Origin of the sequence: Kribbella sp. NPDC049174 (assembly GCF_043197365.1) — a bacterium.
In the GTDB taxonomy this organism is placed as follows: Bacteria; Actinomycetota; Actinomycetes; order Propionibacteriales; family Kribbellaceae; genus Kribbella.
Genome location: NZ_JBICSZ010000001.1, coordinates 990015 through 1016672, shown reverse-complemented (window position 1 = coordinate 1016672; position 26658 = coordinate 990015). Strand labels below are relative to the sequence as shown.

Here is a 26658-nt window from a genome sequence, read left to right as displayed (position 1 = left end):
CCCAGGTGATCAGCTCAAGTCGGCGTTCAGCCGGGACAGGAGGCGGCCCAGGTCGCCGAGGTCGGTGGGGTTCCAGCGTTCGAGGATGGCGCGGAATTCGGTCTGGCGCTGGGTGCGCATCGCGCCGAAACGCTCGGCGCCGACGGCGGTGAGACGGAGCAGCCGGGCGCGGCCGTCGTCCGGGTCGCCGACGCGTTCGATCAGGCCGAGGTTCTGCAGTTGGGTGATGCCGCGACTCACGGTCGACTTGTCCAGGCCGAGCGCCTGGGCGACATCGGACGCTCGCACGCCCGGACCGCCGCTCGCCGTACCGAGCTCGATCTGGGAGATCAGCGCGTAGCCGGCCGCGTCCATCTCCGGGTGAACCCTGCGGGCAAGCCGCAGCGAGGCCGACCGCGACCGGCGGAACAGCGCGGACAGCTCCTGCTCGATGTCGGCGACCAGCCGCTCACTCTGCTCCGGCCTGTCGGTCTCTGAGGTGTGCACGGTCACCGGACCACGATCCCGGCGTCGCGGAGCGCCTTCTTCACATCGGCGATCCGGAAGTCGCCGAAGTGGAACACACTCGCGGCCAGTACGGCGTCCGCACCCGCCTCGACCGCGGGCGGGAAGTGCTCAGGCGCTCCCGCTCCCCCGCTCGCGATGAGCGGTACGTCGACCACCGCACGAACCGCCCGGATCAGCTCCAGGTCGAACCCCTGCTTGGTGCCGTCGGCGTCCATCGAGTTCAGCAGGATCTCCCCCGCACCCAGCTCACAGCCACGCTGGGCCCACTCGATCGCGTCCAGGCCGGCCGACTTGCGGCCACCGTGCGTGGTCACCTCGAACCCGCTCGGCTGGTCCGGCGCCCGGCGTACGTCGAGGGACAGCACCAGCACCTGGTTGCCGAACCGGTGAGCGATCTCGCGGATCACCTCCGGCCGGGCGATCGCACCGGTGTTGATACCGACCTTGTCCGCGCCGGCCCGCAGCAGCCGGTCCACGTCGGCCGCCTCGCGGACACCGCCGCCGACGGTGAGCGGGATGAACACCTGCTCAGCGGTCCGCCCGACCACGTCGTAGGTCGTCTCGCGCGACCCCGAGGAGGCGGTGATGTCGAGGAAGGTGAGCTCGTCGGCACCCTCCGCGTCGTACACCTTGGCCATCTCGACCGGGTCCCCGGCGTCGCGCAGGTCGGTGAAGTTGACCCCCTTGACCACCCGCCCGGCATCGACGTCCAGGCAGGGGATCACTCGCACGGCAAGACTCACGCGGTCAGCGTACCGAGTCGGCGCCGAGTAGCAGCGCAACCCGTCCACAGCAGGCCGTCAGAGGAGAAGCGCCCGGACGATCGGCCAGGCGATCAGGACGCCGGCGCCGGCTGCGGCCAGCAGCACGAGCACGTGCACGGGATTTCTCTTGAACTCCGGATCGACGCCGAGCTCACGCACCATCTCGATCTGCCCAACCACAGGCCGGCGCTCGATCGGCACCCGGCCGGCCGAGACCGCGGCCGCCACCCGTTCCAGCGTGTCCTGGTCCCACAGCCAGCGTGACGCACCGAGGCGTGCGCCGTTGGCCGAAAGGATGACCAGGACTCCGATCGGCAGCGAGTTCTTGATCCGGCCGATCGACATCACCCGCACGACTTGCGACAGGTAGAGCACTCTCGGCCGGCCCCACGGACTCGCCTTGCAGGTGACCGTCTCCGCGTCGATCGCGACCCAGGTGTGCCGGAAAGTGAGTACAAGCATGCTCGCGAGCACCAGCACGACACCGACGTAGAGAAAAACGGCGGCGATCAGGCTGATCGCCCAGGTTGCCAGCGACGCGCACAGGATCGCGCCGATCAGCAGGTACGCACCCGCGAGCACCCAGAACTGACCGCCGGCCGAGGCGAACCTCGGCCGGAACACCAACGGCGTCATTTCCAGGCGCGGCGCTTGGAGCCGGCCGGCTTGATCGGGGCGGTTGACTCCCAGACGCGGCGCCAGCGGGCGGCGTCGGGGCCGGACTGGGACGGCGAGGTGCCGGCAGCGACCCGGCGACGGGCCTCCCACCAGGTGGTCGACTCCTCGTCCAGCAGGGCCGAGACCGCGGCGGAGATCTTCGGCGCGAACACGCGGGCACTCTCGCCCTCGGCCGGCACCAGCGGGTCGCCGTACCGGACCGCGACCGTCGGGCGGCCGGGCACCGGCCAGCCACGACCGCGTGGCATCGCGGCGAACGAGCCCTTGATCCCGACCGGGATCACCGGGACGCCGTGCTCGACGGCCAGGTACGCCGCGCCCATCCGGAACCGCTCCATCCATCCATCAGGCGAACGCGTGCCCTCCGGGAAGACGACGACGTTCCAGCCGTCCGCGAGCAGATCGCCCGGGGTCGAGCTGAGCTTGCCGCCGCGGCGCTCGATCGGGAACGTGTTGAACACGATCGCCGACGCGGTCGCCCGCCACCAGGTGTCGAAGAAGTAGTCGGCGGCCGCGGCGACGGCGGTCTTGCGGCGCATCCCGTCCGGCAGCGTGCACAGCACCAGCGGGGTGTCCAGGTGCGACGAGTGGTTCGCCACGATCAGGGCGGGGCCGTTGAGCTTGAGCAGCGAGTCGAGCCCGCTCACCTGCGGGTTGACCTCCCACCGCAGCACCGAGTTGAGCGCGCCCTTCTGCAGCACCTCGCGTACCGCGATCGCGGCCGGAGTCCGGGCCCACTTCGTCGGGAAGACCGAGGTCTCCTTCGGGATCACGTACGGCTCGGCCGACCGCGGTACCTGCGGCCGCCGGCCCCACCGCCAGCCGCGCGCGACCTGCTTCACGTCCCGCGCGGTGTCGCGGCTGAACTTGACCAGGCTGGTACCCATCAGCGCACGTCCGCGAGCAGATGCGGCGGGTTGTGCAGGTAGGTGATCGACGGCGACCGGCCGACCGAGTGGCTGACCATCTCCAGCGCGTCCTGCAGCGTCGACGCCGACCGGAAGCCCATCCGCTCGACCGTCTTGCGGTTCGCGCCGACCCAGACGATGTCACCGCAGTGGTCCAGGGCGTGGGAGATCCAGTACCACATGTAGAACGGGTGCACGCCGTGGTACGCGTACGACGTCCGGTACAGGTGGATGTACCACGGGTCCTCGGCGTACTGCTTCTCGAACTTCGCCTCGATCGTGGCCGGGTCGGTCGACTCCGACAGCACCTCTTCGAAGAAGTCGACGTACGACGGGTGGTGCAGCTGGCTGAACTCGTACGGCACCGGGTGGTAGAGGATGACCGCGCCGTCCTTGCGGACCACGGGGTTGCCCCGGTACGAGTTGAAGTAGTACCCGAGACCCATACAGGCGGCCAGGATCGGGTTCATCACCGAGTTCACGTTGTACGGGCCGACGAACGGCACGCCCATGATCGCGACGTCGGACTGGCCCTGCACCTCGACCAGGTGCTGGCGGTGCACGGTCTCGATCGTCTTCTCGTGCACCGGCTCGATCTTGCCGGCGTTGATCCCGGTCAGCCCGTAGTTCGAGCGGACGTCGGTGAAGATCTTGTGCCGCAGCTTGGCCGGCGCGGCCGCGAGCGCCCGCTTGGTGCCGAGCATCGAGGCCTGGTCCTTGATCGACCACTCCCACTCGCGCTTCTGCAGGAACTCCAGCGGACCGCCGAAGATGTCGTTGTTGAGCGTGGTCTCGATCTGGAAGACCTTGACGTGCTCGGTCAGCACCGCGCCCATCCGCCAGGCCGAGTGGTGCATCTTCGAGGCCTTGTGGTCCATGAACGACCGCGAGTGGATCATCGTGTGGCTGTTGTGGTGGTGCTTCAGCGACTTGTACGACGCCAGTCCGATCGACGTCGACTTGTGGCCGCCGTCCATCGCCACCAGGTTCACGTTCACGTAGACCAGCAGGTCCGACTCGGCCGCCCGCTTGGAGATCTCGACGTCCTCGCCGTGCTTGGTCTGGCCCAGGTGGGTCAGGTTGGCGGTGTCCTCGGCGTCGAAGTTGTACAGCTTGCCGTCGGGGAAGAACGACCGGAACACCCGCTCGCCGACGATGTCGCGCAGCTCGTTCGGGGTCAGCCGGCGGTGCAGCGCGTTCGCCGAGATCAGCTCGACGTCGTCGACACCGGCGTCGGCCGCCATCGTCAGCACCGCCTCGATGATGCGCTGCCGGATGTCCGGCTTCTTCATCGGCGGCAGCGGCAGCGAGATGTCGTCGAACGCGATCGTCAGCCGCATCCCGGCGGTGAGCAGCTCCGGCAGCGGTTCGGAGTCGATCGGGTTCAGCAGCGCGTTCTGGATCGCCTCCTCGACGTCCCGGACCGGCGGCAGCGCCTCCGGCGGGTACACCACCCGGGTGCCGAGCGGGAAGCGCTCCAGCAGGAAGCCCTCACCGTTGTGCACGAGCAGCGGCGGCGTCCGGTCGTCCACCTCAAGCACGAAACCTGGCCGAGACATGTCACAAACCCTCTCGTCGTACGTTCAGCGCCCTCATGAGGCCCTCACATCGAAAGCAACCTTGACCGTGCCGAGACGGCCGGCCGAGTGCGCGTGGTCGATCGCCTCGCGCCAGCGGTACAGCGGGTAGCGTGCACCGACAATTCCATCCAGCGGAGCCTTCGCGGCCAGCTCCAGCGCGGTCTCGAAGGCCGGCTGGTCGTTCGGCTCCTCCCGCGCGGACGCGTAGGTCCCGGTCAGCTCCAGCTCCCGGAACCACACCGGCGACAGGTCGGCACCGCTGGCGGGCATCCCGGACAGCAGCACCCGGCCGCCGGCCTTGGTCACCCGCAGGACGGTGTCGATCGAGTCCTTGCTACCGACCGCGTCCACGGCGATGTCCACACCGCCGAGCAGGAACTCCTTGGCCATCTCCGGCTTCAGCCGGAACGCACCGGTCGAGCGTCGTACCCCGCGGAACACCTCGTCGGGGGCGACCACGTCGCTGGCACCGAAGGCACGAGCCAGTTCGCGCTGCTTGGCGTGCTTGGCGACGACCGTGATCCGGCCGGCCTGGGTCAGCTCGCGCAGCGCGAGGGTCGCGAACAGCCCGACCGCGCCGGCACCGCTCACCAGGATCGACTGACCCGGCTCCACCTTCGCGCGCAGGGCGGTGTGGACGGCGCAGGCCAACGGCTCGGCCAGTACGGCGCGCTCGTCGGACATCCCGTCCGGTACGGCGTACAACTGGCTGCGGTGCGCGACCATCACGTTGCCCCAGCCGCCACCGGTGTCCTGGCAGAACCCGGTCTGCAGCCCCGGCGCCACATGGCCGACCGTGATGCGGTCGCACCGGTTGGTGTTCCCGGACGTGCAGCCCTGACACGGCTCGACGCCGCGCGCGGCACAGGTGAGAACGGAGTCCATCACCACCCGGGTGCCCTTGGGCAGGTCCTCGCAGTCGTCGAGCAGCTCGCCGACGATCTCGTGACCGGGGACGAACGGCATCGACACCATCGCGGAGAAGTACAGCTTGGTCGAGCCGGTGACCATACCGAGGTCGGAACCGCAGATGCCGGACAGGATCGGGCGGATCCGCGCCCAGCCCGCCCGCTCGGCTTTCGGCTCGTTGATGGTGACGAGGCGCAGCGGCGCGGCCGGGCCGGTCAGGATGCCGGGAATCCGGCCGCCGACCGCCTTGGCCGCCAGGTACTTGGCCGGCGACCGGTACATCTCGAGAGCGAGCATCATCGGGCGTTCACCCCAGGCAGCTCCAGTCGGGACGAAGTGGACGGGGTCTTCCAGTCGACGATCTGCCAGCGCGCGGCCCGGGCGGCCCGGAACAGCGACACGTCCGGCGAGACCGCGACCGGATTGCCGACCGCCTGCAGCATCGGGAGATCCGAGTGGCTGTCGGCGTAGGCGTAGGACTTGGACAGGTCGATCGACGTACCGCGGGCGCGGTGCTTGATCCACGCGGCCCGGGACTCGCCGACCAGCGGCGGCCCGGACAGGAACCCGGTGCACCGGCCGCGGTCGTCCACGGCCAGCTCGGCGGCGACGATCTCGTCGAACAACGGCTCCAACGGCCGGGTCAGCGGCCGGACCGCACCGGTGATCAGGATCGTCTTGTGCCCGGCGGCGCGGTGCTCGCGGATCCGCCGGACGGCGGCACCACTCAGCCGCTCCAGGACGTGCTCGGCCAGGAGCTCGTCGACGATGCGGTTGAGCTCTTCGAGATCGGCGCCCTCGTACCGGCGGTAGATCGTGCGCAGGAACGTGCCGCGGTCCTTGCGCTCGGCCGAGATCAGCTTCGGCAGCTTGCGCAGCATCGCGCCGATCTCACCGACCCGCTGGTGGCTGTCCAGCTCGGGCAGCCGCATCCACAGGTAGGTCTCGATCACGTTCGAGGACAGCAGCGTGCCGTCCATGTCGAACGCCGCGATCACCTCGGCGTCTGTGTCGCTACCAGCAGGCTCGCCGATCTTCTTGAGCACACCGGCGGACTCGGCCAGCGCCTTGTTCCGCTTCTTGCGGACGACGTCCAGCCGGCGCAGCGAGTCGGTGACGCTCGGGCAGTGCACTTCCTGCAGGTAGTGCTGCCAGTCGACGATCGAGGTGTCGCACCAGAACTTCTCCCGGTCGTCGCCCTCGAGCGCGTTGTGCAGGGCCAGCACGTTGTCGTCGATGAACTGGAGCTCCGCCTGGGCGTACTCGGCGTACAGATCCATGTACCGGCGGAGGAAGTCGAGCCGGCGCTTCTGCACATCGAGCTCGCGCGCGTACTTCCGGGTCCGCTCGCCGCGCGGGACGTGGGTGACGATCTTGTCGGCGATCTTGTGCGCGCGTTCGCCGTACCGCAGCATGCTCTCCACCGAGTCGCCGCCGGGGAACTTCCAGACCGGCAGCCGGACGGCGCCGCGCTCGCCCAGGTCGAACGGGTGCTTGGAGAAGTACGCCCGGACACCGGCGTACAACTGCTCGAAGGTCAGCGGGTTCCGCGCGCCGGAACTGACGTGGTAGTACTCCGGCTTCGACAGCTCCGGCTCGATCGCCATCACCGCGCAGATCGCGCCGACGACGTGGTCGACCGGGATGATCTCGACCACCGAGTCCGGGCTGGCCGGGAACTCGGGCAGCTCGCCGCGGCCGTAGGCCAGGATCAGCGGCTCGGCCATCTTGAAGCCCTCGATCCAGCCCGGGTGCGGGCTCTGCACCGCGGACTCGATGATGGCGGGCCGGACGATCGAGGTCGGCAGCTTGGCCGAGAACTCCTCGACCACGCGCTCGCCGAGAGCCTTGGTGAAGGTGTAGCAGTCGGTCCAGCCGAGGCTGCGGGCGCGCTCGGTGCCGGTCTCGACCAGCTTCTTCGCGACCCACTCGATCCGGCGCCGCTCGGTGTCGGCCGCGGCGGTCAGGTGGCCGGCCCGGCGGTGCAGCTTCTCGGCGTCCTTGCGGAACTTCGCCAGCATCGGCGCCGACCGGGACTGCTCCTCGACCCGGGCCTTCATCGCCATCCCGGCCTCGGCCTCGGCCCGCCAGTCGACCGTGTGCTCGACCGGCGCCTCCGGGATCGCGCCCCGTCGGCGTCCAGCGGTGTATGCGGTGGAGATGTGGACGTAATGGATCCGGCGATCCGTCCCTGCGCGGCTTTCGTCGATCCGCTCGAGCAGGCTCTTGGTGCCCAGCACGTTGGTCGTGAACGCCTCGTGGATCGGCGGGTCGAAGCTGACGTCGCCGGCGCAGTGCACGACGATGTCGAGATCCTTCGGCAGCTCCGGTACGTCGGCCAGATCGCCCTCGACGACCTCGATCCGGGCCGCGGTCAGGGCCTCGGCGTCGGCATGCTCGGTGCCCTCGCCGTAGAACGGCTTGAAGATGTCCTTCTTCAGCAGCTGCGCCATCCGGTCGGTGCCCGTCAGCGAGCCCTTCGGCCGGATGATCGCGACCACCGTCGTACCGGGCAGGTCCCCGATGATCCGGTGCAGCAGGGCCTCACCGACGAACCCGGTGACGCCGGTGACCAGGACCTTCTTGTCCTTGAGCTTGTCGGCCAGACTCACTTGTCGCCTCCACGCGTGAGTTCGAGTGCCTCGGTGAGGGTGAACGCACCGGCGTACAGAGCCTTACCCACGATGACGCCCTCGACGCCGTCCTTGACGAGCGTGCTGAGTGCGGTCAGGTCGTCCAGGCTGGACACGCCGCCGGACGCGATGATCGGCTTGTCGGTGCGCGCGCACAGATCGCGGTACAGGTCCAGGTTGGGTCCCTGGAGCATGCCGTCCTTGGTCACATCGGTGACGACGTACCGCTCGCAGCCGGCCGCTTCCAGCCGCTCGAGCACCTCGTAGAGGTCGCCGCCTTCCTTGGTCCAGCCGCGGGCCGCCAAGGTCCGGCCGCGCACGTCCAGGCCGATCGCGATCCGGTCGCCGTACTGCCGGATGATCCGGTCGCACCACTGCGGGTCCTCGAGCGCGGCGGTGCCGATGTTGACCCGGCGCGCGCCGGTGGCGAGGGCCGCCTCGAGCGAGTCGTCGTCGCGGATCCCGCCGGACAGCTCGACCTGGACGTCCAGCTTGCCGGTCACGTCCGCGAGCAGCTCGCGGTTGCTGCCACGACCGAACGCGGCATCCAGATCGACCAGGTGGATCCACTCCGCGCCGGCGTCCTGCCAGGCCATCGCCGCGGCCAGCGGATCGCCGTACGACGTCTCGCTGCCGGCCTCCCCTTGCACCAGCCGGACCGCCTGACCGTCCGCCACATCGACGGCGGGCAGCAGCACCAGGTTCCCCGACCGGGGCGGTGGGGTGGGGAAAGAATCCGACACAGACATGGCCCACACCCTAGATGGCCTCAGTTCAGCTTTCGTAACCCGCTGCCCCGCTGAGTCGTTGACATCCAATCTGTCTCAGCAATACCAGTCTAGCCAGTGGTCTGCACGATCTAGGGTGGCTGGATGGTCACCCTGGAGGAGCTCGAGACGGACCCGCACCTGGCGCTCGCAGCCTTGCGGCCGGTGGGGTGGGTGGATGCGCTGGGCGGGTGGGTGGTGGCCGGCCGGGAGCATGCGTTGGCGGTGATGCGCGATCCGGTGACGTTCACGGTCGACGATCCGCGGTTCTCGACCGCGCAGGTGGTCGGGCCGTCGATGCTGTCGCTGGACGGCGCCGCGCACAAGGCGCACCGGGATCCGTTCGAGTCCCCGTTCGGACTCGCGGAGACCCGCCGCCGCTTCACCGCCGTCGTCCAACAGACCGTCGACGACCTGATCGCGGCGATCCAGCCCACAGACGCGCTCGACCGCGCCGAGCGGGGAGAAGCGGGCACACCGCGGCCCACCGTCGACCTGCGGCGGACCGTGGCCGGGCCGTTGTCCGTGGCGGTGGTGGCCTACTCGCTCGGGCTCCCGCCTGCCTCGGCCTCGACAGTGCTGGACTGGTACACCGCGATCTCCGACTCGGTGACGGGGGTCTCCGCCGGACGGCCGGTGACGCAGGAGGGCGCCGAGGCGTTCGCCCAGCTGCACGCACACGTTGCCGCAGGCATCGATTCGGCCGACTCCCTGATCGCCGCCGCGGCCCACGCCGGCCTCGGCGTCGACGAGGTGGTCGCGAATGCCGCAGTACTGATGTTCGGCGGGATCGAGACCACCGAGGGCATGATCACCAACGCCCTCTGGCATCTGCTCAACGCGCCGGACCAACTGGACCTCGTCCGTGCCGATCCCACCCTGCTACCGAACGCCCTGGAGGAGTCACTCCGCCTCGAGCCGGCTGCAGCCGTCGTCGATCGCTACGCAACCCGCGACGTCGAGTTGGCAGGCGCGTCGATCCGCCGCGGCGACCTGGTCACCGTCTCCCTGGCCGGCGCCGGCCGCGACCCGGCCGTCTTCTCCTCCCCCGACACCTTTGACGTCCGCCGTACCAACGCGCGCCGCCACCTGGCCTTCGCCAGTGGCCCGCACATCTGCCTGGGCATGCACCTGACCCGCCTCGAGACCCAGACCGCGGTCAGCGCCATCCTCGACCTGTCCGGCCTCCGACTCGATCCGGCCTCACCGCCCCCACACGGCCTCGTCTTCCGCAAACCGCCGGCACTCAACGTCAGCTGGGACGCCTGAGCACCAGGATCGCGGCGGGGTGCACCGGCATGACCTTGTCCGGCTCCTGCTCGACATCGACCGCCAGCCGGGCGAACCCCTGCTCGATCTCCGCTTCGGGCAGGTGCTCGAACGTCGACAGCGCCCTGAGCTCGAGCCGATCGTGGGCTTCGCGGAGCGTGCGCGGCTGCTCCGCACTCACCCAGACCGGACCTTCAGCCGGTCGCAGCCCGGCGGCCTCGGCGAGCGCCTTGCACTCGTCGAGCGTGCGATACATGGCCGCGTCGACCTCGCGGGCGGACGGAAAGTAGTCGTACCAGAACAGATCCGGCATCAGGTCGGCGAACTGGCTGCGCAAGAAGGCCGCGCCCTCCGGTTTCAGCACCCGGCGGACCTCCTGGAGTGCCTTCAACTGGTCCCGGAAGTGGTGGAACGACAGGAACATCAGCACCCCGTCTACCGATGCATCGGGCAACGGAATCTCCTCGGCGCTACCGGGTCGGTAGGTCACTCTCGGGTGTGCGGCGGCATCCTCAGCGATCTCGCGCATCCGGTCCGACGGCTCCACGCCGTACACGGGCCCGCCGAACTCCTCGGCCAGCCCCGGCGTGAGCCGGCCGGTCCCACTGCCCAGGTCGAGGAGCGTCAGCGGCCGCTCCTCCGGGAGGTACGCCTGGATGGCAGCGGTCCAGCGCTGGACCTCGTCCGCGGTCATGACACGTCCCGCGGCGTACACACTGCTTAACCGTCCGTTGTAATCGACCATGATCCGGACCCTAGTTGTCTCGCCGGGGCACTGACACTGGCGCTGCTTGCTCGGCGCCACGCACAATGACCGCATGACGAACCTGGCGGCCGCGCAGACCCTGGCCGAGGTCGGCGAGATCGTCCGGGTCGAGGCCCGGCGGCTCACCGGTGCGCAGGGCGCGACCTTCGTCCTCAGGGAGCAGGATCGCTGTTTCTACGCCGACGAGGACGCGATCGCGCCGCTGTGGAAGGGTCAGCGGTTCCCGATCTCCGCCTGTATCAGCGGCTGGGCGATGACGCACGACGAGACCGCCGTCGTCCCCGATATCGAGCTCGACGAACGCATCCCGCTCGAGGCGTACATGCCGACCTTCGTCCGCAGCCTGCTGATGGTCCCGGTCGGCTCCCCGGCCCCGACCGCCGCCATCGGCGCGTACTGGTCCCGCCACCACCGCGCCACCCCACGCCAGATCGCCGCCCTCCAAGGCTTGGCGGAACGCACGGCCGAAGCCATCCACCGCATCGGCCTCGGCGATGCCCCCTGGGCCCCGACGTTCAGCAACAGGTGATCCGCCGTCAGCCCCAAAAGACGTCGTAGGCGAGGCGGAGGATGAGGGCGGAGACGACGACCAGGAAGATGATCCGGACGAAGCGGCTGCCTCGTGCGACCGCGGTCCGCGCGCCGAGCAGGCCGCCGAGCATGTTGGCGGCGCCCATGATCAGGCCGAGGATCCACAGCGGGGCGCCGTTGACCGCGAAGATGATGATGGCGCCCAGGTTGGTGGCGACGTTGGCGATCTTCGCCTTGGCGCTGGCCTGCAGGAAGTTGTAGCCGAGGAACCCGACCAGAGCGAAGATCAGGAACGACCCGGTGCCCGGCCCGACCGCACCGTCGTAGAAGCCGATCAGTACGCCGACCACGCTGGCCGCGACGTAATGGTCGCGGCCGTCGAACCGCAACGCCGTCCGCGCCCCCAGCGACGGCTTCATCGCGGTGTAGATCGCGACCCCGATCAGCAGCACCAGCACGATCGGCTTGAACCACGACATCGGGATCTTCGTCGCCACCAGCGCACCTGCGGCCGACCCGAGTCCGGCCAGGATCGCCAGCGGGATGACGGTCCGGCGATCGGGGCGGACCTTCACGCCGAAGGTCACCGCGCTGGTCGCCGTACCGCACAAGGACGAGATCTTGTTCGTCGACAGGATCTGCGCCGGGGTCGCGCCCGGGAGACCCAGCAGCATCGCCGGCAGTTGGATCAGCCCGCCGCCCCCGACCACGGCGTCGATCCAGCCGGCCGAGAAGGCCGCGATCACCAGGAAAACCAGGGTCCACAGTGAAACGTCAGGCACGGCGGCACACCAGGCGGAAAGCACTCACCCGCCCATCATCAGGTAAGGACGTTGTTCCAAAAAACCCTTACACCGACGGACGTGATCCACCCCACTGATCAGGACTGTCGACCGCGCGTCGGCGACCACGGTCCCGGTGGCAGACAAAGCCGCACCGGCGGTGCGACAGTGGGCGGATGGCGTCCTCGATCCTGCCACCGGAAGGCGAATCGCTCGCCACCGGCTGGGAACCGGACCTCGCCCCGACGGACTCACTCGTCCGGCAGGCGGTCCTCGCGCACGCTTCCTGGGCCACCGACGCCGCCCGCCGGGCCGGCAAGCCCTGGTACGACGGTGATGCCTGGGCCGGCGGCTTCCTCGGTGACCGCGGACCGCTGACGAACTGGGTCGTGCAGAAACAACCGATCGACCCGGCCGAGGTGATCGCCGACGTCGCCCGGCGACTGCCGAACAACGTGCCGTACCTGTACCTCAGCCCCTGGCCGACCCGCGATCTGCGCGAACACGGCCTCGCCCTCGCCGGCCACCCCCCGCTCATGCTGCGCCTCCCCGACGCCGCGACCACCCCGCCGGTCACCGACCTCGAGATCCGCCAGGTCACCGACGAGACCGGCCTCGCCGACGCCGAACGCGTGCTGATCGAGGGCTACCCGCTCCCAGAACTCCAGCCCTTCCAGCCCGGCGCCCTCTACAACGCGACCTGCCTCGGCGGTCCGTCCACCGTCTGGGTCGGGTACGACGGCGACGTACCGCTCGCCACCGCGACCGCCCACGACGCCGCCGGCCTGACGGTCGTCGAGAACGTCGCCGTCATGCCTGCCGCCCGGGGCCGGTCCGCCGGCGCCGCCATCACCTGGTCCGCCACGAGCCACCACGCGGCCCAACCCGCAGCCCTGATCGCCTCCGACGCCGGCCAACCCGTCTACCAACGCCTCGGCTACCTCCGCCTCGAACGCTGGACCGTCTGGATCCGCCCCTGAACCGGCCGCAGGCCGTCCTCCCTCAGGAGGACAGCCTGCAGCTCAGGTGTTCCGTCAGCCGTGGACGACCGAGGCTGAGGTGTTCCGTCAGTCGTTGGACGACCGAGGGCTGAGGTGTTCTGTCGGCCACTGACGACCGACACCGGGGTCAGCCGCGGACGACCGACACCAGGTGGTCGACGACCTCGGCGACCGGGACGTCGGTCCGGTCGCCCGAACGGCGGTCCTTGACCTCGATGGTGCCGTCCACGAGGCCCTTGCCCACCACGGCGATGGTGGGGACGCCGATCAGTTCGGCGTCCTTGAACTTGACGCCCGGCGAGACCTTCTCGCGGTCGTCGTAGATCACCGTCAGGCCGCGGGACCCCAGCTCGGCGGCCAGCTCGGCGGCCTTCTCGAAGACCTCGGAGTCCTTGCCGGTGGCAACGAGGTGGACGTCGGCCGGGGCGATCTCGCGGGGCCAGACCAGGCCGAGCTCGTCGTGGTTGCCCTCGGCGATGGCGGCCACCGCGCGGGTGACGCCGACACCGTAGGAGCCCATGGTGACCGTGACGAGCTTGCCGTTCTGGTCCAGCACCTTCAGGTCCAGCGCGTCGGCGTACTTCCGGCCGAGCTGGAAGATGTGGCCCATCTCGATCCCGCGCGCCGACGACAGCGGACCCGAACCGTCGGGGGCCTCGTCACCGTCGCGCACCTCGGCGGCCTGGATCGTGCCGTCGGCGGTGAAGTCGCGGCCGTGCACCAGGTTCATCACGTGGAAGCCGGGCTTGTCCGCACCCGTCACCCACGCCGACCCCTCGGCGATCCGGGGGTCGAGCAGGTAGCGGATCCCGGAGGTGTTCTCCGAGCCGAGCACACCGGGACCGATGTAGCCCTTGGCCAGCGAGGGGAACTTCTCGAAGTCCGACTCCTCGAACGCGACCACCTCGGCGGGCTCCAGTTGCGCACCCAGCCGCTTCTCGTCGATCGCGCGGTCACCCGATACGCCGATCGCCAGCGGCTCGCGGGTGCCGTCGGGATGCACCAGCATGACGAGCACGTTCTTCAGCGTGTCCGCCGCGGTCCACTCGCGCCCGTCGGTCCGGGCGTGCTTCGCGTTCATCGCGTCCACGAGCGTGTCGATCGTGGGCGTGTCCGGCGTGTCGACGACCTCGGCCGCGGGCACACCGGAAGCGTCCACGGGCTCGGCCTGCGGAACCACGACCGCCTCGACGTTGGCGGCGTACCCGCCGGCCGAACGGACGAAGGTGTCCTCACCGTTCTCCGCGATGGCCAGGAACTCCTCCGACCGCGAACCGCCCATCGCACCGGACATCGCCTTGACGATCACGTAGTCGAAGCCGAGCCGGTCGAAGATGTTGATGTACGCCTGCCGGTGCAGCTCGTACGACGCCGCCAGCCCGTCGTCGTCGATGTCGAACGAGTACGAGTCCTTCATCACGAACTCGCGCCCGCGCAGCACGCCGGCCCGCGGCCGCGCCTCGTCGCGGTACTTGTTCTGGATCTGGTAGATCGACAGCGGCAGGTCCTTGTACGACGAGTAGAGCTCCTTCACGACGAGCGTGAACATCTCCTCGTGCGTCGGCCCGAGCAGCATGTCGGCGCCCTTGCGATCCTTCAGCCGGAAGATGTTCGGCCCGTACTCGGTCCAGCGGCCGGTCGCCTCGTAGGGCTCCCGGGGCAGCAGCGCGGGGAACACCAGCTCCTGCGCGCCGATCGCGTCCATCTCCTCGCGCACGATCCGCTCGACGTTGCGCAGCACCCGCAGACCCAGCGGCAGCCAGGTGTAGATCCCGGGCGCGGTCCGCCGGATGTAGCCGGCGCGGACGAGCAGCTTGTGGCTCGGGACCTCCGCGTCCGCCGGATCCTCGCGAAGGGTGCGGAGGAACATCGACGACATACGCAGAATCACGGGAGTCTCCAAAAAGCCTGAGAAAAGATGGATGAAACAACGGACGTCACAGAGGATATCCGCCCCGCGACCATGCTCTCACCACGTTATCCACAGGGCGCGGGTCAGCGACCCTCACGCGACGCGCGCAGCGCGGCCCGGATTTGCGGGAGTTGCAGCGGCAGCCGGGCCCACGCGACCGCCTGCGCGGGCCCCGTTCCCTTCCGCCGCAGGTCCATCGCCATCTGCACGTTGGCCGGGAAGATCGCCACCAGCAAGGCCGCGCTGACCAGTCCGGCCGCCCGCCGCGTCCGCGGATGCAGCAAGCCGGCCGCGCAGGCCAGCACGGCCAGACCGGTGGTGCTCCTGCTCCGCGAAGTCATCCACGGAGCATAGCCGAGTTGTTACCCAGAGGTAACAGGCAGCTTCCCATACGGCGCCGCCGCAGCCTTCGCCGCATAAACCAACGCTGGTTTCAGCGCCGGCCAGAACGTCGACGACACACATGAGTACGCCGGCAGGAAGCCCGCGCAGGCCCCGGACGCCGGCCCGATCTCGAATGTGTACGCCGGTACGCCGCGCGTCCCGTAGAGCCAGTCGTCGGTCGCCCCCGGCGCGAAGTACCCGACCCCGCCGTCCCCGGTCGACACCGGATATCCGGTGAACTCGCCCATCTTCTTGCCCAGAGCAACTAGCTTCGCCTTGTCCGGCGCGTCCGTGTTCGTGTAGCCGTACGGCGCCAGGATGTCGTTGCCGAAACTGTGCAGGCTCAGCATCACCCCGGTCGTGGTCGCGGCAGCCGGCTCGCCCACCTCCCCTTTGGTATCAGGGAAGATCGTGTCCAGCAGTCCTTGGATCGCGACCGTCTCCGGCTCGGACACCGCCTTCGCACCCGGATACGTTTCGTCACACGGTCCGCCCTGCTGCACGTCCCACTGGAACGACGAGTTCCGGTTCAGGTCGACACCGGCATCGGCCGCCGGGCAGCCGCCCGCGCTGTTGTCGACGTTCTTGCGCTGCAGCACCGGCCGGCTCGGGTTCGAGGCGACCACGTCCACGCCGTCCGGGTTCGCGATCGGCACCACCCACAGCTCCCGGGTGTCGAGCAACGCGGTGATCTCGGGGTCCACGCCGTACGACGTCACGAGCAGATCGATCCAGCGGTACGCGATCTCACCGGTCGCGATCTCCCGCGCGTGGATCTGCGTGTGCAGGACGAACTTCGGCTTCTTGCCCGTGCTGTTCAATGCGCAGTCGCCGGTCGCGAGCTTGGTGATGCACAGGGCCTGGATGTCGTGGCCGCCCTGGCCTCTCACCTTCTTCCACGAGTCGCCGATGTCATACAGCTTCACGAGATCCGGATGCTCCGACGCGACCGTCGCGTTGTGCTGCTCGTGTCCGGCGGTGGTGCGATACCCGCCGTAGTACGTCGTACCTCCTGGCTCCGAGCGCGGTACCGGCTGATAGACGTCGCCCGTCTTCCCCAGTACGACGCCACGCGCGCGCAACCGCTCCACCTCGGACGGCGTCGCGATCAAGGTCCCGTGGCCGACGTCGTACCCCTCCCGGATGAGATCTCCGATCGTCAGACCGGCCGGCAGCTTCATCGAGTAGTACGAGACATCCGGTGGGGCAGCCGACGACAGGCTGGTCAAGGACACCAGGATGAGGGCAAAGCTGCACAGAGAGACGACGAGTCGTCGCATTCGACAGATCCTTCCGCTGGGCGGGGCGGTTTCATACTTTCCCCACCCCACCGCCCCGGTCAGGGCAGAGATCAGCAAACCCCACCAGCCGTCACCGAGAGATCACGGTGAGCGCCCAGTATCAGAACAGGATCGTCGCGAACGTCTCGATGGTCCGGAAGCCGACCCGCTCGTACGCCGCCCGGGCCGGAATGTTGAAGGCGTTCACGTACAACGTCACCACCGGCGCGATCTGCCGGGCCAGCTCGACCACCGCCGCCATCCCCGGCGCGGCCAGCCCGCGGCCGCGGAACTCCGGATCCACCCAGACCCCCTGGATCTGGCAGACCCCGGTCCCGACCGACCCGACCTCGGCCTTGAACACCACCCGGCCGTCCTCGATCCGCGCGAACGCCCGCCCGGCCCGGATCAGCTCGGCCACCCGCGACCGGTAGAACGTCCCGTCCGGCCCGGTCTGCGGCGGTACGCCGACCTCCTCGGTGTACATCGCCACACAGGCCGGGTAGAGGACCGACAGCTCGACCGGTTCGACCGCCCGGACCAGCGGATCCGGTGCGATCGCCGGCCCGGTCTCGATCACCATGAACGGCTGGTCGTCGCGCACCTCACGGGCAGGACCCCAGTGCGGTTCGAGGGTGGACCACAACAGTTCGACAGCGCGGGCCGGGCCGAGGATCTGGAAACAGTTGCGGCCGCGGCGCAACGCGTACGCCGCGAACGCGCGCAGGGCCGCGTCGTCCGCGCCCACCGGGACCATGTTGCCGCCGGCATGACACAGTGCCTCGAGGACGCCCTTCTCGACGTACCCCCAGACCTCGGCACCGCGCCGTGGATCGAGTCCGGACGCCTGCACCAGGCTGTCGACGAACACGTTGACGACCGGGTCGCGGGCGATCACCGCGCGCGCCGCCGCGAGGTCACGAGGACCGAGAACCCGTACGCCCACGCGCAGAACCTAGCGGATGTTGGTCCCTCAGGCGTGCAACGGGTCGTGCTCCGGGTTGTGCGCGGCCGCGATGCGGCGCAACGGCGACGTCCACGCGACCGCCACCGCGACGAATCCGAACGCACCCATCACGACCATCGCGGTCCGGATGCCGTACTGATTTCCGAGCAATCCGCCGGTGATCGAGCCGAGTGTCCAGCCGACTCCCCACGACAGCATCCGGCCGGCCGTGTTGACCCGGCCGAGCAACTGCTCGGGTGTCACCTGCTGCCGGTACGAGATCGAGTTGACGATCACCAGCACGTACGCCGAACCCCACACGAGCAACGCGAGTGCGGCCAGCCACCAGCCCGGCATCAACGCCGTGACGATCCCCAGCACCGCCGACATCGGCAGCGCGTAGAGCGTGATCGCGGCCGGCGGCATCCGCTTCAGCAGCCGCGGCAGACCGACCGCGGCGATCAGCCCACCGATCCCCCACGCACCCCACACGAGTCCGAACCGCACACCCGACGTACCGACGTGCAGGATCCGGTCGCACCACACCACCATCAGCGCGACGAACCCACCGCCGGCGAACGACTGCAGACTGCCCACGATCGTCATCGTCCGCACCCCGGGATGCCGGACCAGGAACCGAACCCCTTCCGCGATGTCCGCGAAGATCACCCGCGGCCGCAGCGGCAACTGCCCCTCCCGCCGCTCCGACATCGCCCGCACGATCCCCCGTACGGCGATCGCGGACGCGACGAAACTCAACGCGTCGAGAGCGAGCAGACTGGCTGGATTCAGCACCGCCAGCGCCAGACCGGCGAGCGCAGGGACGAACAACTCGATCAGGCTCGACGCCGTCCAGACCACCGAGTTCGCCTGCGCCACCCGTGCCCGCCCGACCAGCACCGGCAGCGCACCGAAGTTCGCACCGTCGAAGAACGTGTACACCGACTGCACCGCGAACCCGACCACGAGCACCTGCGCGACGGTCAGCACGCCGAGTAGATGTGCGACCGGGATCGACCCGATCAGCACCGCGTTGACCAGGTCCGCCGACACCATCACGCGCCGGCGGTTCCACCGGTCCGACAAAGCGCCGGCGAACAGCCCGGTCAGCAGGTACGGCGCTGCCTCGAGCGCTGTCGTCAGGGCGGTCAGGAAGGTCGAGCCGCTCAGCCGATAGACGAGCACCGGCAGCGCGACCGCGGTGACCATCGACCCGGTGAACGACAGCACCCGCGCCAGCCAGTACCGCCGGAAGTCCGGATCGTCCCGCAGCCGCAACGGCGCCGTCTGAGTCGTCATGCGGGGCACTCTGCAACTTCAACTCGTCTGGAGGTCAAGTCTCATCCACATCAGTTCGACGCCGAGATCGCGGTCGGGTGTCCTGACAGCATCGCCGAATCCGTTGGCCCGATAGAAGCCGATGGCCTTCTCGTTCGTGACCAGGACGTCGAGCAGCAGTTCCGTCGTACCCTCCGGAAGCGCCTTGATCGCCGCGTCCAGGAGGGCCTTGCCGACGCCCTTGCCCTGATGGTCGGGCAGCACGTAGAGCTTCCACATCACCCAGAAGTCATCCTCCCGGCCGAGCCCGACCATCCCGACCAGGTCCTCTCCCTCGGCCGCGACCAGGGTGATCCCGTTCCGGATCACCCACTCGACCGCCTCCGGCGACCACCACTGCGCCAGCCCGTCGGCGATGAACTCCTCCGAGATCAACCCGCCGTACGCCACCGGCCAGGTCCGCACCCCGATCTCCCGCACCGCGTCGACGTCGCCGACCTCGGCCCTGCGTACTGCGATCATCCGTGCACCACCACGAGCTGCCCGTCCGGATCCACAACCTCGAGACCCTGGTCGGTCCGCGTCGACTCGTACCCCGCCTCGACGAGCCGCTGGTGTACGTCGTCCAGATCCTCGGTGGTGGTCAACTCCAGCCGCAGCGCATACTCCGAGCCAGGACCGAAGTGGACCCGCTGATCGGTGCCGAGCACGTCGAGGAGCCGCTCCCATGCGGCTTGATCAACGCCGAACAGGCCCGGCGTCACCGACCATCGCTCGTCCGGCCGCGTCTGATGGACCTTGTAGCCGTACAGGTCCTTGGTGCGTTCGTCGATCCACAGCTTGATCCCGTCCGGACTGGCGGCCGACAGAACGCGGCCGAACGCCTCGTCCCAGATGGTCGCATCGTCGTACCCGGCTGTTTCGAGCGTTTCCTTCAGCTCGTCGATGTCCTCCGCCTCGAAGGTCAGGCTGGTGTGCCCGGACGGGCTGCGGGTGTCACTGGTCGCGGCATCGTGCAGCGAGACCGCCCCGCGGCCGGCCAGCAGGACCGCCCAGCCACCGCGCTCGGACTCGATCCGCGCCTGCAGTCCCAGCGTCTCCAGGAACGCCCGCATCGCATCCACATCCGCTGAGAACCGCAGCGGCCGGATCACCACGTCGTTCATCCTCGGGCCTCCCCATGCTTGTCCAGGTACTCCGTCAACGCCTGCTCCACCAGCGCGGACAGACTCGCCGCCTCGTCGATCGCCTTGTGCTTCACCCGGCGAATCAACTCAGGCGGCAGATACACGTTGAACTGCGCCTTCTTACCGCCATCCTCGCTCATGTCTAGAATGCTAGCATCCTAGACAGCTACCAAACAAGAAACCCGGCCAACGGGTGCTGTCGACACCCGCCGGCCGGGCCTCGGGGTCAGACGGCGGCCAGGAGGGCGTCGTCGAGTTCCTTCACCAGCTTGTGTTTCGGCCGGGCTCCGACCACCGACCAGATCACCTCACCGCGGTGGAACAGCATCAGCGTCGGCAGCGCCATCACCCGGTAGCGGGCCGAGATCGCCGGGTTCTCGTCGGAGTTCAGCTTCACCACCGTCAGGTCGTTGCGATCGGCATCGATCTGCGCGAGCACCGGCGCGATCTGGTGGCACGGCGGGCACCACTGCGCCCAGAAGTCCACCAGCACCGGCTGATCCGCGCCCAGCACCAGGTCGTCGAAGGTCGCTTCGTCGACCGACTGCAAACCACTCATAGTTGTCTCGTCCTCCAGCTCTCGGCATCGGTCAGGAGGTCGGTCAGCCGGGCCCGCAGTTCGGTGAGTTCGGTGATCCGCCGGTCCACCTCGGCGATCCGGGTCCGGTACGCCGTCAGCGACGCCGGGCACACGTCGGCCCGTTCATTGCCGGCCCGCAGGCACTCGATGAACGGGTACGTCTGCTCCGCGGTCAACCCGAGGGACAGCAACGCCTTCACCTCGCGTACGACGACCACGTCCTCGGCGTCGTATGCCCGGTACCCGTTGGACTCCCGACGGGGCTTGAGCAGTCCCTGCGCCTCGTAGTACCGGACCGCCTTGACCGTCACTCCGGCCTCGGCCGCCAGATCGCTGATTCGCATTCCGCCTCCTTCACCCCGACGCTAAACCTTGCCCCCAGGGTCAAGGTCAAGCCAGCATAGTCCGCATGCTCCTCGGCCGGTTCAGCTCAGCGGATCTCGTCCCCGGCGGTCGCGTGATCGAGCGGACCGCGGTCCGCGGCGTGCTGTTCCGGGGCCGGGAGCTGCTACTGCTCGCGTCCCGGCACGGCGACTACAAGTTCCCCGGCGGCGGGGTCGAGCCGGGTGAATCGCATGCCGACGCGCTGCGCCGGGAGTTCCGCGAGGAGTGCGGGCTGGTCGATGTCACAGTAGGCCCTGGAGTGGGCTCGACGATCGAGGAGGTGCCGGCGGCCGAGTCGGCGTACGACGTGTTCCGGATGACGTCGCATTACTTCGAGTGCTCGGGTGGCGCGCTCGGCGCTGCGCGTGAGCTGGAAGGCTACGAGGCCGAGCTGGAACTGGTGCCGCGGTGGGTGTCAGTGGATGACGCGCTGGCCGCGAATCAGGCCGTGCAAGCCGGTGGTGTCGGGGTGATGCGGTGGCTGGTGCGTGAGATCGCCGTACTCGAATGGCTGGCATCTCAGGAGACGTAGTCGCTGACCCACTCCCCCAGCACCTTCGCGCTGGCGTCCACCAGAGCCGGCCAGTCGAGGGCGCTCTCGTCGGCCGAGTCCGACACGTGCTTCACGACACGCACCGGTACGCCGTACTCCCGGCACGCGTAGACGACGCCGTACGCCTCCATGTCCACCAACTGCGCCCGCTCCGCCAACCGCGCCCGCACAACCGGATCGGTGACAAACACATCCCCCGACGCCAACACCGTCCCGTCCCCACCCTCGACCTCCAGCACCTCCTGCGGGTCAACCCCCAACGCCCGCACCGCATCCGCGTTGATGTCGTGATTGATCACCCGCGACGGCAGATAAAGCCCCGCCATCCCATCCCGCAACGCCCCGGTAGTCCCCACATTCAGCACCACCAGGTCGCTGATGTCCCGCTCCCCCAAAGCCCGAGCAGTAGCCACCGCCGCCGCAGTCTTCCCAATCCCGCTCACCACCACCGGAATCCCTCGAGGGATGTACTTCGCCTCACCTGCGACCGCACTGACCACCAAGTACTTCGTCCCGCTCAAAGCGACCCCTTCGGTGCAACCCACTCCACCGGCTGCCCGGTGATCTTGGCAATCCGGTCGTAGTCCTCGTCGTAGTGCAGGACCGTGAGCCCAGCCAACTCTGCGGTCGCGGCGATGATCAAATCCGGCAGCTTGAAGCCCCGGTGCTGACTCTTGTTGGCAAGCGACCGGTGCACATCCAGTGCTCGATCCATCGCCGCAGCGGTGACGTCCACCCACCGCTGTCCGTGCAAGGTCGCCCACAGCCGCTCGTACGACTTGAGGTCGGGGGCGTTGTTGAGGCATTCGAGGAGCACCATCTGGCAGAACACCAGCCGTCCCTCGATCAGCAGGCTGTCGAACCGCTGCTTCACGTCGTCGTGTCGGCCACGGAGGACGAAGACCGTCGTGTCCGCCAGGTAGGCTGCGCCCGCCATCATGCGGAGCGCTCCTCCCGGGCATCCTTCTCCACCTGGCTCAGGTCACGCCCGCCACCGTACCGCCACGTATCCGCCGAGCGGCTGACATCCAACTCGATGTCATCGAGTGTCGCGATGAGATCTCGCGCCCGCTTGCGCGCGGCGAACTCGCGCAAAGCCGCGTTGATCGTCTCCACCTTGCTGTCAGTGCCGAGCTCAGCGCGAGCAGCGTCCAGCCACTCGTCGTTCACGTCCACGGAGATGCGCGTCATGGTAGCGATCATACACCAACTGGCCGCTGAGCCAGACACCATCATCTGCTGGATTCGCGCACCAATGATCGGTACCGACAGGCACCAGCGTACTCAAACAGAAGGTGCTTCCTCCCGGCGGGAGGAAGCACCTTCGAGTTTGATGTCTCAGCTGACGGTGACGGTGGGTTCGCCGGATTCGGTGGATTCGCCCATTTCTTCGGCGATGCGGAGGGCTTCTTCGATCAGGGTCTCGACGATGGCGGACTCCGGGACGGTCTTGATGACCTCGCCCTTGACGAAGATCTGGCCCTTGCCGTTGCCGGAGGCGACGCCGAGGTCGGCCTCGCGGGCCTCGCCCGGGCCGTTGACGACGCAGCCCATCACGGCGACGCGGAGCGGGACCTCCATCCCCTCCAGGCCGGCGGTGACCTGCTCGGCCAGGGTGTAGACGTCCACCTGGGCGCGGCCGCAGGACGGGCAGGAGACGATCTCGAGCTTGCGCTCGCGCAGGTTCAGCGACTGCAGGATCTGCAGGCCGACCTTGACCTCCTCGACCGGCGGCGCGGACAGCGACACCCGGATCGTGTCGCCGATGCCCTTGGACAGCAGCGCACCGAACGCGACCGACGACTTGATCGTGCCCTGGAACGCCGGCCCGGCCTCGGTCACGCCGAGGTGCAGCGGCCAGTCACCGGCCTCGGACAGCAGCTCGTAGGCACGCACCATCACGACCGGGTCGTTGTGCTTGACCGAGATCTTGAAGTCGTGGAAGTCGTGCTCCTCGAACAGCGAGGCCTCCCAGACGGCCGACTCGACCAGCGCCTCCGGCGTCGCCTTGCCGTACTTCTTCAGCAGCCGCGGATCCAGCGACCCCGCGTTGACGCCGATCCGGATCGACGTGCCGTGGTCCTTCGCCGCGGCCGCGATCTCCTTCACCTGGTCGTCGAACTTGCGGATGTTGCCCGGGTTCACCCGGACCGCCGCACAGCCCGCCTCGATCGCGGCGAACACGTACTTCGGCTGGAAGTGGATGTCCGCGATGACCGGGATCTGCGAGTGCTGCGCGATCTCCGGCAGCGCGTCCGCGTCGTCCTGGGACGGGCAGGCGACCCGGACGATGTCACACCCGGCAGCGGTCAGCTCCGCGATCTGCTGCAGCGTCGTGTTGACGTCCGAGGTCAGCGTCGTCGTCATCGACTGCACGGACACCGGTGCGTCACCGCCGACCAGCACCTTGCCCACCTTGATCTGGCGGGTCTTGCGGCGCGGGGCGAGGGTCGGTGGCGGCAGCGCGGGCATGCCCAGGTTGATGCTCATGGGTCCTTTATCCGTTGAGGGTGGTGCGTTATCCGTTGAAGAGCCTGATCGGGTTGACGATGTCGGCGATGACGAGCAGGACGCCCATCACGACGATGACACTGGCCGCGACGTACGCGACCGGGAGCAGCTTGGCCACGTCGACGTACCCGGGGTCGGGCCGGCCGAAGAGCTTGGCGAAGCCGCGCCGGATGCCCTCCCAGATCGCGCCGGCCATGTGCCCGCCGTCCAGCGGCAGCAGCGGGATGAAGTTGAACAGGGCAAGGAACAGGTTCAGCGAGGCGAGCAGCGAGATCCCCAGCACGATCCGCTCGCCGCCGGTCATCGACTGGTTGGCGGCGATCTCGCCGGCCACCCGGCTGGCGCCGACCACGCTCATCGGGCTGTCCTCGTCGCGGTCGCCGCCGACGATCGACTTGGCCACGCCGACCAGCTTCTCCGGGAAGTTGCCGATCGCCTTGACGGTGGCGACGGTCATCTCGCCCATCTTGTCCACCACGAAGCCGAAGTCCTGCCGCTCGACCTTCATCTCCGGCGAGACGCCGAGGAACCCGACCGAGACGATCTTGTCCGACCCGGCCTCGTCGCGGACCTGGTTGATGATCGTGTTCGTCTGCAGGGTCACCGGCTGGCCGTTGCGCTCGACAACGATCGTGGCGGCCTTGTCGGTGTTGGCCCGGATCAGCGGGGTGAGCTGGTCCCAGCTGGTGATCTGGGTGCCGTTGAAGGACTCGATCCGGTCGCCGACCTGGAACCCGGCGGTCTTGGCCGGCGACACCTGGTCAGCCGGCTCGCACTTGCGGTCGGCGGTCGCCTGGGAGGCCGGGATGACACAGTCGGTGACGGTGGCAACCGTCGTCTGCGCGACGCTGGCGCCGTACAGCATGAACAGGCCGCCGAACAGCACGAACGCGATCACCACGTTGACCAGCGGCCCGGACGCCATCACGATCAGCTTCTTCCACCACACCTTCTGGTAGAACAGCCGGCCGTCGTCCGCCGGGTCGATCGTCTCGTACTCCGCCGATCGCGCGTTCTCCACCATCGACTGGATCGGTCCGGTGTTGGCCTTGCGGACCTTGCTCGGGTCCGCACCCTTGGCCGGCGGCATCATGCCGATGATCCGGACGAACCCACCGGCCGGGATCGCCTTGATCCCGTACTCGGTCTCACCGCGCTTGGTGGACCAGACGGTCCGGCCGAAGCCGACGAAGAACTGGGTCACCTTCATCCCGAAGGCCTTCGCGGGCACCATGTGACCCAGCTCGTGCAGCCCGACCGAGATCAGGATGCCGGCCACGAACAGCACGATGCCGATAAAGGTGAGAAGCGCGGTCATGCCTTCGTGGTCTCCTGTACGCCTGTCAACTCCCGGGCCCGGGCGCGAGCCCAGGTGTCCGCGGCGAGCACGTCGTCGATGGACAGTTCCTCATATGAGGGTACGTCGTGTTCGGTCACCACCCGGGCCACGGTGTCGACGATCGCCAGGAACGGCAACCGCCCGTCCCGGAACGCCTGGACACAGACCTCGTTGGCGGCGTTGAGCACGGCCGGCGCGGTCCCGCCGCGGGCACCGGCCTCGCGGGCCAGCTGGACCGCCGGGAACGCCTCGTTGTCGAGTGGCTCGAACTCCCAGGTGCCCGCAGTGGTCCAGTCGCAGGGCGTCGCGACGTCCGGTATCCGGTCGGGCCAGCCGAGGGCGAGTGCGATCGGCAGCCGCATGTCCGGCGGCGAGGCCTGAGCCACGGTCGAGCCGTCCACGAACTCGACCATCGAGTGCACGATCGACTGCGGGTGCACGACCACCTCGATCCGATCCATCGGCAGCCCGTAGAGGAGGTGCGCCTCGATCACCTCGAGGCCCTTGTTCACCAGGTTGGCCGAGTTGATCGTGATCACCGGGCCCATGTCCCAGGTCGGGTGGTTCATCGCCTGTTCCGGGGTGACGTCGGCCATCTCGGCTCGTGACCGGCCGCGGAACGGCCCGCCACTCGCGGTCACCACCAGACGCCGTACCTCGTCGGCCGTGCCGCTGCGCAGGCACTGAGCGATGGCGCTGTGCTCGGAGTCGACCGGCACGATCTGGCCTGGCTTCACCCGCCGGGTCACGATCGGGCCGCCGATCACCAGCGACTCCTTGTTGGCGAGGGCGAGGGTCGTCCCCGCGTCGAGGGCCGCGAGTGTCGGCCGGAGTCCGACCGAGCCGGTGATGCCGTTGAGAACCACGTCACACGGCATCGCCGCGAGCTCGGTGGACGCGTCCGGGCCGGTGATGATCTTGGGGATCCGGAACTCGCCCTGCGCGTAGCCCTGGCGCTTCGCCTCGGCGTAGAAGGCGAGCTGCAGGTCCTGGGCGACCGTGGCCTTCGCCACACCGACCACCTCGACGCCGAACTCGAGCGCCTGCGCGGCGAGCAGACCGACGTTGTCGCCGCCGGCCGAGAGCGCCAGCACCCGGAACCGATCCCGGTTCCGGCCGATCAGCTCCAGCGCCTGGGTGCCGACCGAGCCGGTCGAGCCGAGGATGACGACGGTTCGCGGATTCACGCCAGCCATTGTCCCAGGTCAG

The 26658-nt window shown here is 68.8% G+C and carries 30 protein-coding genes; 4 read left to right on the top strand and 26 right to left on the bottom strand.

The window, feature by feature from the left end; genetic code table 11:
• Positions 1-9 precede the first annotated feature (9 nt).
• From ACGFIF_RS04675 to priA, 8 genes are read right to left on the bottom strand one after another with little or no spacing between them, the layout of a single operon-like run.
• Positions 10-492, bottom strand: a complete 483-nt coding sequence (locus ACGFIF_RS04675) for a MarR family winged helix-turn-helix transcriptional regulator (protein ID WP_393151432.1) — start codon at positions 490-492, stop codon at positions 10-12.
• Complete coding sequence (gene hisF, locus ACGFIF_RS04670) at positions 489-1250, bottom strand: imidazole glycerol phosphate synthase subunit HisF (protein WP_393151430.1); 762 nt, start codon at positions 1248-1250, stop codon at positions 489-491. The genes ACGFIF_RS04675 and hisF overlap by 4 nt, the downstream gene beginning before the upstream one ends.
• A gap of 57 nt (positions 1251-1307) precedes the next feature.
• On the bottom strand, positions 1308-1907 hold the full coding sequence (locus ACGFIF_RS04665) for a hypothetical protein (protein ID WP_393151428.1): 600 nt from the start codon (positions 1905-1907) through the stop codon (positions 1308-1310).
• On the bottom strand, positions 1904-2836 hold the full coding sequence (locus ACGFIF_RS04660) for a lysophospholipid acyltransferase family protein (RefSeq protein WP_393151426.1): 933 nt from the start codon (positions 2834-2836) through the stop codon (positions 1904-1906). The genes ACGFIF_RS04665 and ACGFIF_RS04660 overlap by 4 nt, the downstream gene beginning before the upstream one ends.
• Positions 2836-4416: a lactate racemase domain-containing protein gene (locus ACGFIF_RS04655; RefSeq protein WP_393151424.1), complete on the bottom strand. Its 1581-nt coding sequence runs from the start codon at positions 4414-4416 to the stop codon at positions 2836-2838. The genes ACGFIF_RS04660 and ACGFIF_RS04655 overlap by 1 nt, the downstream gene beginning before the upstream one ends.
• A gap of 33 nt (positions 4417-4449) precedes the next feature.
• The gene (locus ACGFIF_RS04650; RefSeq protein ID WP_393151421.1) at positions 4450-5646 is read right to left on the bottom strand and encodes a zinc-binding dehydrogenase; all 1197 of its coding nucleotides are present in this window, start codon (positions 5644-5646) and stop codon (positions 4450-4452) included.
• Positions 5643-7958 carry an HAD-IB family hydrolase gene (locus ACGFIF_RS04645; RefSeq protein ID WP_393151419.1) on the bottom strand — a complete coding sequence of 772 codons (2316 nt, stop codon included), beginning with the start codon at positions 7956-7958 and terminating at the stop codon, positions 5643-5645. The genes ACGFIF_RS04650 and ACGFIF_RS04645 overlap by 4 nt, the downstream gene beginning before the upstream one ends.
• Complete coding sequence (gene priA / locus ACGFIF_RS04640; RefSeq protein WP_393151417.1) at positions 7955-8728, bottom strand: bifunctional 1-(5-phosphoribosyl)-5-((5-phosphoribosylamino)methylideneamino)imidazole-4-carboxamide isomerase/phosphoribosylanthranilate isomerase PriA; 774 nt, start codon at positions 8726-8728, stop codon at positions 7955-7957. Before priA ends, ACGFIF_RS04645 begins: the two co-directional genes overlap by 4 nt.
• Before the next feature lie 123 nt (positions 8729-8851).
• Between priA and ACGFIF_RS04635 the strand changes: the two genes are divergently transcribed.
• Positions 8852-10015, top strand: a complete 1164-nt coding sequence (locus ACGFIF_RS04635) for a cytochrome P450 (RefSeq protein ID WP_393151415.1) — start codon at positions 8852-8854, stop codon at positions 10013-10015.
• Here the strand turns inward: ACGFIF_RS04635 and ACGFIF_RS04630 are convergent.
• Complete coding sequence (locus ACGFIF_RS04630) at positions 9999-10709, bottom strand: class I SAM-dependent methyltransferase (protein ID WP_393151413.1); 711 nt, start codon at positions 10707-10709, stop codon at positions 9999-10001. The two genes, ACGFIF_RS04635 and ACGFIF_RS04630, sit on opposite strands and share 17 nt — an antisense overlap.
• A gap of 124 nt (positions 10710-10833) precedes the next feature.
• Here ACGFIF_RS04630 and ACGFIF_RS04625 point away from each other — a divergent pair, with 124 nt between their 5' ends.
• Positions 10834-11310, top strand: coding sequence for a GAF domain-containing protein (locus ACGFIF_RS04625; protein ID WP_393151411.1), 477 nt, complete (start codon positions 10834-10836; stop codon positions 11308-11310).
• A gap of 7 nt (positions 11311-11317) precedes the next feature.
• Here the strand turns inward: ACGFIF_RS04625 and ACGFIF_RS04620 are convergent, their stop codons facing one another.
• Positions 11318-12094 (bottom strand): TSUP family transporter, encoded by a 777-nt coding sequence (locus ACGFIF_RS04620; RefSeq protein WP_393151409.1) that lies wholly within the window; start codon positions 12092-12094, stop codon positions 11318-11320.
• A gap of 176 nt (positions 12095-12270) precedes the next feature.
• On the opposite strand from ACGFIF_RS04620, the gene ACGFIF_RS04615 reads away from it, so the two are divergent.
• A complete protein-coding gene (locus ACGFIF_RS04615; RefSeq protein ID WP_393151407.1) occupies positions 12271-13074 on the top strand; it encodes a hypothetical protein in 804 nt (267 codons plus the stop codon).
• A 148-nt stretch (positions 13075-13222) separates the two neighbouring features.
• Here the strand turns inward: ACGFIF_RS04615 and ACGFIF_RS04610 are convergent, their stop codons facing one another.
• The 10 genes from ACGFIF_RS04610 to ACGFIF_RS04565 all read right to left on the bottom strand — a co-directional run bounded on the left by ACGFIF_RS04610 (position 13223) and on the right by ACGFIF_RS04565 (position 21006).
• The gene (locus ACGFIF_RS04610) at positions 13223-14986 is read right to left on the bottom strand and encodes a proline--tRNA ligase (RefSeq protein WP_393151405.1); all 1764 of its coding nucleotides are present in this window, start codon (positions 14984-14986) and stop codon (positions 13223-13225) included.
• A gap of 104 nt (positions 14987-15090) precedes the next feature.
• Positions 15091-15348, bottom strand: a complete 258-nt coding sequence (locus ACGFIF_RS04605; protein ID WP_393151403.1) for a hypothetical protein — start codon at positions 15346-15348, stop codon at positions 15091-15093.
• Between the two features lie 21 nt (positions 15349-15369).
• Positions 15370-16671, bottom strand: a complete 1302-nt coding sequence (locus ACGFIF_RS04600) for a M14 family zinc carboxypeptidase (RefSeq protein WP_393151401.1) — start codon at positions 16669-16671, stop codon at positions 15370-15372.
• A 121-nt stretch (positions 16672-16792) separates the two neighbouring features.
• Positions 16793-17617 (bottom strand): GNAT family N-acetyltransferase, encoded by an 825-nt coding sequence (locus tag ACGFIF_RS04595; protein ID WP_393151399.1) that lies wholly within the window; start codon positions 17615-17617, stop codon positions 16793-16795.
• A gap of 27 nt (positions 17618-17644) precedes the next feature.
• Positions 17645-18916, bottom strand: coding sequence for an MFS transporter (locus ACGFIF_RS04590; protein WP_393151397.1), 1272 nt, complete (start codon positions 18914-18916; stop codon positions 17645-17647).
• Between the two features lie 18 nt (positions 18917-18934).
• Complete coding sequence (locus tag ACGFIF_RS04585; RefSeq protein ID WP_393151395.1) at positions 18935-19417, bottom strand: GNAT family N-acetyltransferase; 483 nt, start codon at positions 19415-19417, stop codon at positions 18935-18937.
• Positions 19414-20061, bottom strand: coding sequence for a VOC family protein (locus tag ACGFIF_RS04580; RefSeq protein ID WP_393151393.1), 648 nt, complete (start codon positions 20059-20061; stop codon positions 19414-19416). Before ACGFIF_RS04580 ends, ACGFIF_RS04585 begins: the two co-directional genes overlap by 4 nt.
• Entirely contained in the window at positions 20058-20222 is a 165-nt protein-coding gene (locus ACGFIF_RS04575) for a CopG family transcriptional regulator (protein ID WP_393151391.1), read from the bottom strand. Before ACGFIF_RS04575 ends, ACGFIF_RS04580 begins: the two co-directional genes overlap by 4 nt.
• A gap of 86 nt (positions 20223-20308) precedes the next feature.
• Positions 20309-20641: a thioredoxin gene (gene trxA, locus ACGFIF_RS04570; RefSeq protein WP_393151389.1), complete on the bottom strand. Its 333-nt coding sequence runs from the start codon at positions 20639-20641 to the stop codon at positions 20309-20311.
• Positions 20638-21006 carry a MerR family transcriptional regulator gene (locus ACGFIF_RS04565; RefSeq protein ID WP_393151387.1) on the bottom strand — a complete coding sequence of 123 codons (369 nt, stop codon included), beginning with the start codon at positions 21004-21006 and terminating at the stop codon, positions 20638-20640. Before ACGFIF_RS04565 ends, trxA begins: the two co-directional genes overlap by 4 nt.
• Before the next feature lie 65 nt (positions 21007-21071).
• Between ACGFIF_RS04565 and ACGFIF_RS04560 the strand changes: the two genes are divergently transcribed.
• Positions 21072-21578 carry an NUDIX domain-containing protein gene (locus ACGFIF_RS04560; protein WP_393151385.1) on the top strand — a complete coding sequence of 169 codons (507 nt, stop codon included), beginning with the start codon at positions 21072-21074 and terminating at the stop codon, positions 21576-21578.
• On the opposite strand, the gene ACGFIF_RS04555 is transcribed toward ACGFIF_RS04560, so the two are convergent.
• The 6 genes from ACGFIF_RS04555 to dxr form a co-directional block, all read right to left on the bottom strand.
• A complete protein-coding gene (locus tag ACGFIF_RS04555; protein ID WP_393151383.1) occupies positions 21566-22120 on the bottom strand; it encodes a nucleosidase in 555 nt (184 codons plus the stop codon). The genes ACGFIF_RS04560 and ACGFIF_RS04555 overlap by 13 nt on opposite strands.
• Positions 22117-22539, bottom strand: coding sequence for a PIN domain nuclease (locus ACGFIF_RS04550; protein WP_393151381.1), 423 nt, complete (start codon positions 22537-22539; stop codon positions 22117-22119). Before ACGFIF_RS04550 ends, ACGFIF_RS04555 begins: the two co-directional genes overlap by 4 nt.
• Positions 22536-22790, bottom strand: coding sequence for a type II toxin-antitoxin system VapB family antitoxin (locus ACGFIF_RS04545; RefSeq protein WP_393151379.1), 255 nt, complete (start codon positions 22788-22790; stop codon positions 22536-22538). The genes ACGFIF_RS04550 and ACGFIF_RS04545 overlap by 4 nt, the downstream gene beginning before the upstream one ends.
• A 147-nt stretch (positions 22791-22937) precedes the next feature.
• Entirely contained in the window at positions 22938-24089 is a 1152-nt protein-coding gene (ispG, locus tag ACGFIF_RS04540) for a flavodoxin-dependent (E)-4-hydroxy-3-methylbut-2-enyl-diphosphate synthase (protein ID WP_393151377.1), read from the bottom strand.
• A gap of 28 nt (positions 24090-24117) precedes the next feature.
• Positions 24118-25428 carry a M50 family metallopeptidase gene (locus tag ACGFIF_RS04535; protein WP_393151375.1) on the bottom strand — a complete coding sequence of 437 codons (1311 nt, stop codon included), beginning with the start codon at positions 25426-25428 and terminating at the stop codon, positions 24118-24120.
• Positions 25425-26645, bottom strand: a complete 1221-nt coding sequence (gene dxr, locus ACGFIF_RS04530) for a 1-deoxy-D-xylulose-5-phosphate reductoisomerase (RefSeq protein WP_393151373.1) — start codon at positions 26643-26645, stop codon at positions 25425-25427. The genes ACGFIF_RS04535 and dxr overlap by 4 nt, the downstream gene beginning before the upstream one ends.
• Positions 26646-26658 lie beyond the last annotated feature (13 nt).

What these genes read in the sequence shown, in the direction of transcription:
- ACGFIF_RS04550 (WP_393151381.1), bottom strand. Translation starts at nt 22,539, where the DNA reads ATGATGGCGGGCGCAGCCTACCTGGCGGACACGACGGTCTTCGTCCTC.
- ACGFIF_RS04625 (WP_393151411.1), top strand. Translation starts at nt 10,834, where the DNA reads ATGACGAACCTGGCGGCCGCGCAGACCCTGGCCGAGGTCGGCGAGATC.
- ACGFIF_RS04535 (WP_393151375.1), bottom strand. Translation starts at nt 25,428, where the DNA reads ATGACCGCGCTTCTCACCTTTATCGGCATCGTGCTGTTCGTGGCCGGC.
- ACGFIF_RS04560 (WP_393151385.1), top strand. Translation starts at nt 21,072, where the DNA reads ATGCTCCTCGGCCGGTTCAGCTCAGCGGATCTCGTCCCCGGCGGTCGC.
- ACGFIF_RS04665 (WP_393151428.1), bottom strand. Translation starts at nt 1,907, where the DNA reads ATGACGCCGTTGGTGTTCCGGCCGAGGTTCGCCTCGGCCGGCGGTCAG.
- ACGFIF_RS04615 (WP_393151407.1), top strand. Translation starts at nt 12,271, where the DNA reads ATGGCGTCCTCGATCCTGCCACCGGAAGGCGAATCGCTCGCCACCGGC.
- ACGFIF_RS04650 (WP_393151421.1), bottom strand. Translation starts at nt 5,646, where the DNA reads ATGATGCTCGCTCTCGAGATGTACCGGTCGCCGGCCAAGTACCTGGCG.
- priA (WP_393151417.1), bottom strand. Translation starts at nt 8,728, where the DNA reads ATGTCTGTGTCGGATTCTTTCCCCACCCCACCGCCCCGGTCGGGGAAC.
- ACGFIF_RS04565 (WP_393151387.1), bottom strand. Translation starts at nt 21,006, where the DNA reads ATGCGAATCAGCGATCTGGCGGCCGAGGCCGGAGTGACGGTCAAGGCG.
- ispG (WP_393151377.1), bottom strand. Translation starts at nt 24,089, where the DNA reads ATGAGCATCAACCTGGGCATGCCCGCGCTGCCGCCACCGACCCTCGCC.
- ACGFIF_RS04660 (WP_393151426.1), bottom strand. Translation starts at nt 2,836, where the DNA reads ATGGGTACCAGCCTGGTCAAGTTCAGCCGCGACACCGCGCGGGACGTG.
- ACGFIF_RS04600 (WP_393151401.1), bottom strand. Translation starts at nt 16,671, where the DNA reads ATGCGACGACTCGTCGTCTCTCTGTGCAGCTTTGCCCTCATCCTGGTG.
- ACGFIF_RS04585 (WP_393151395.1), bottom strand. Translation starts at nt 19,417, where the DNA reads ATGATCGCAGTACGCAGGGCCGAGGTCGGCGACGTCGACGCGGTGCGG.
- ACGFIF_RS04605 (WP_393151403.1), bottom strand. Translation starts at nt 15,348, where the DNA reads ATGACTTCGCGGAGCAGGAGCACCACCGGTCTGGCCGTGCTGGCCTGC.
- ACGFIF_RS04655 (WP_393151424.1), bottom strand. Translation starts at nt 4,416, where the DNA reads ATGTCTCGGCCAGGTTTCGTGCTTGAGGTGGACGACCGGACGCCGCCG.
- ACGFIF_RS04630 (WP_393151413.1), bottom strand. Translation starts at nt 10,709, where the DNA reads ATGACCGCGGACGAGGTCCAGCGCTGGACCGCTGCCATCCAGGCGTAC.
- ACGFIF_RS04635 (WP_393151415.1), top strand. Translation starts at nt 8,852, where the DNA reads ATGGTCACCCTGGAGGAGCTCGAGACGGACCCGCACCTGGCGCTCGCA.
- ACGFIF_RS04545 (WP_393151379.1), bottom strand. Translation starts at nt 22,790, where the DNA reads ATGACGCGCATCTCCGTGGACGTGAACGACGAGTGGCTGGACGCTGCT.
- ACGFIF_RS04580 (WP_393151393.1), bottom strand. Translation starts at nt 20,061, where the DNA reads ATGAACGACGTGGTGATCCGGCCGCTGCGGTTCTCAGCGGATGTGGAT.
- ACGFIF_RS04575 (WP_393151391.1), bottom strand. Translation starts at nt 20,222, where the DNA reads ATGAGCGAGGATGGCGGTAAGAAGGCGCAGTTCAACGTGTATCTGCCG.
- dxr (WP_393151373.1), bottom strand. Translation starts at nt 26,645, where the DNA reads ATGGCTGGCGTGAATCCGCGAACCGTCGTCATCCTCGGCTCGACCGGC.
- trxA (WP_393151389.1), bottom strand. Translation starts at nt 20,641, where the DNA reads ATGAGTGGTTTGCAGTCGGTCGACGAAGCGACCTTCGACGACCTGGTG.
- ACGFIF_RS04590 (WP_393151397.1), bottom strand. Translation starts at nt 18,916, where the DNA reads ATGACGACTCAGACGGCGCCGTTGCGGCTGCGGGACGATCCGGACTTC.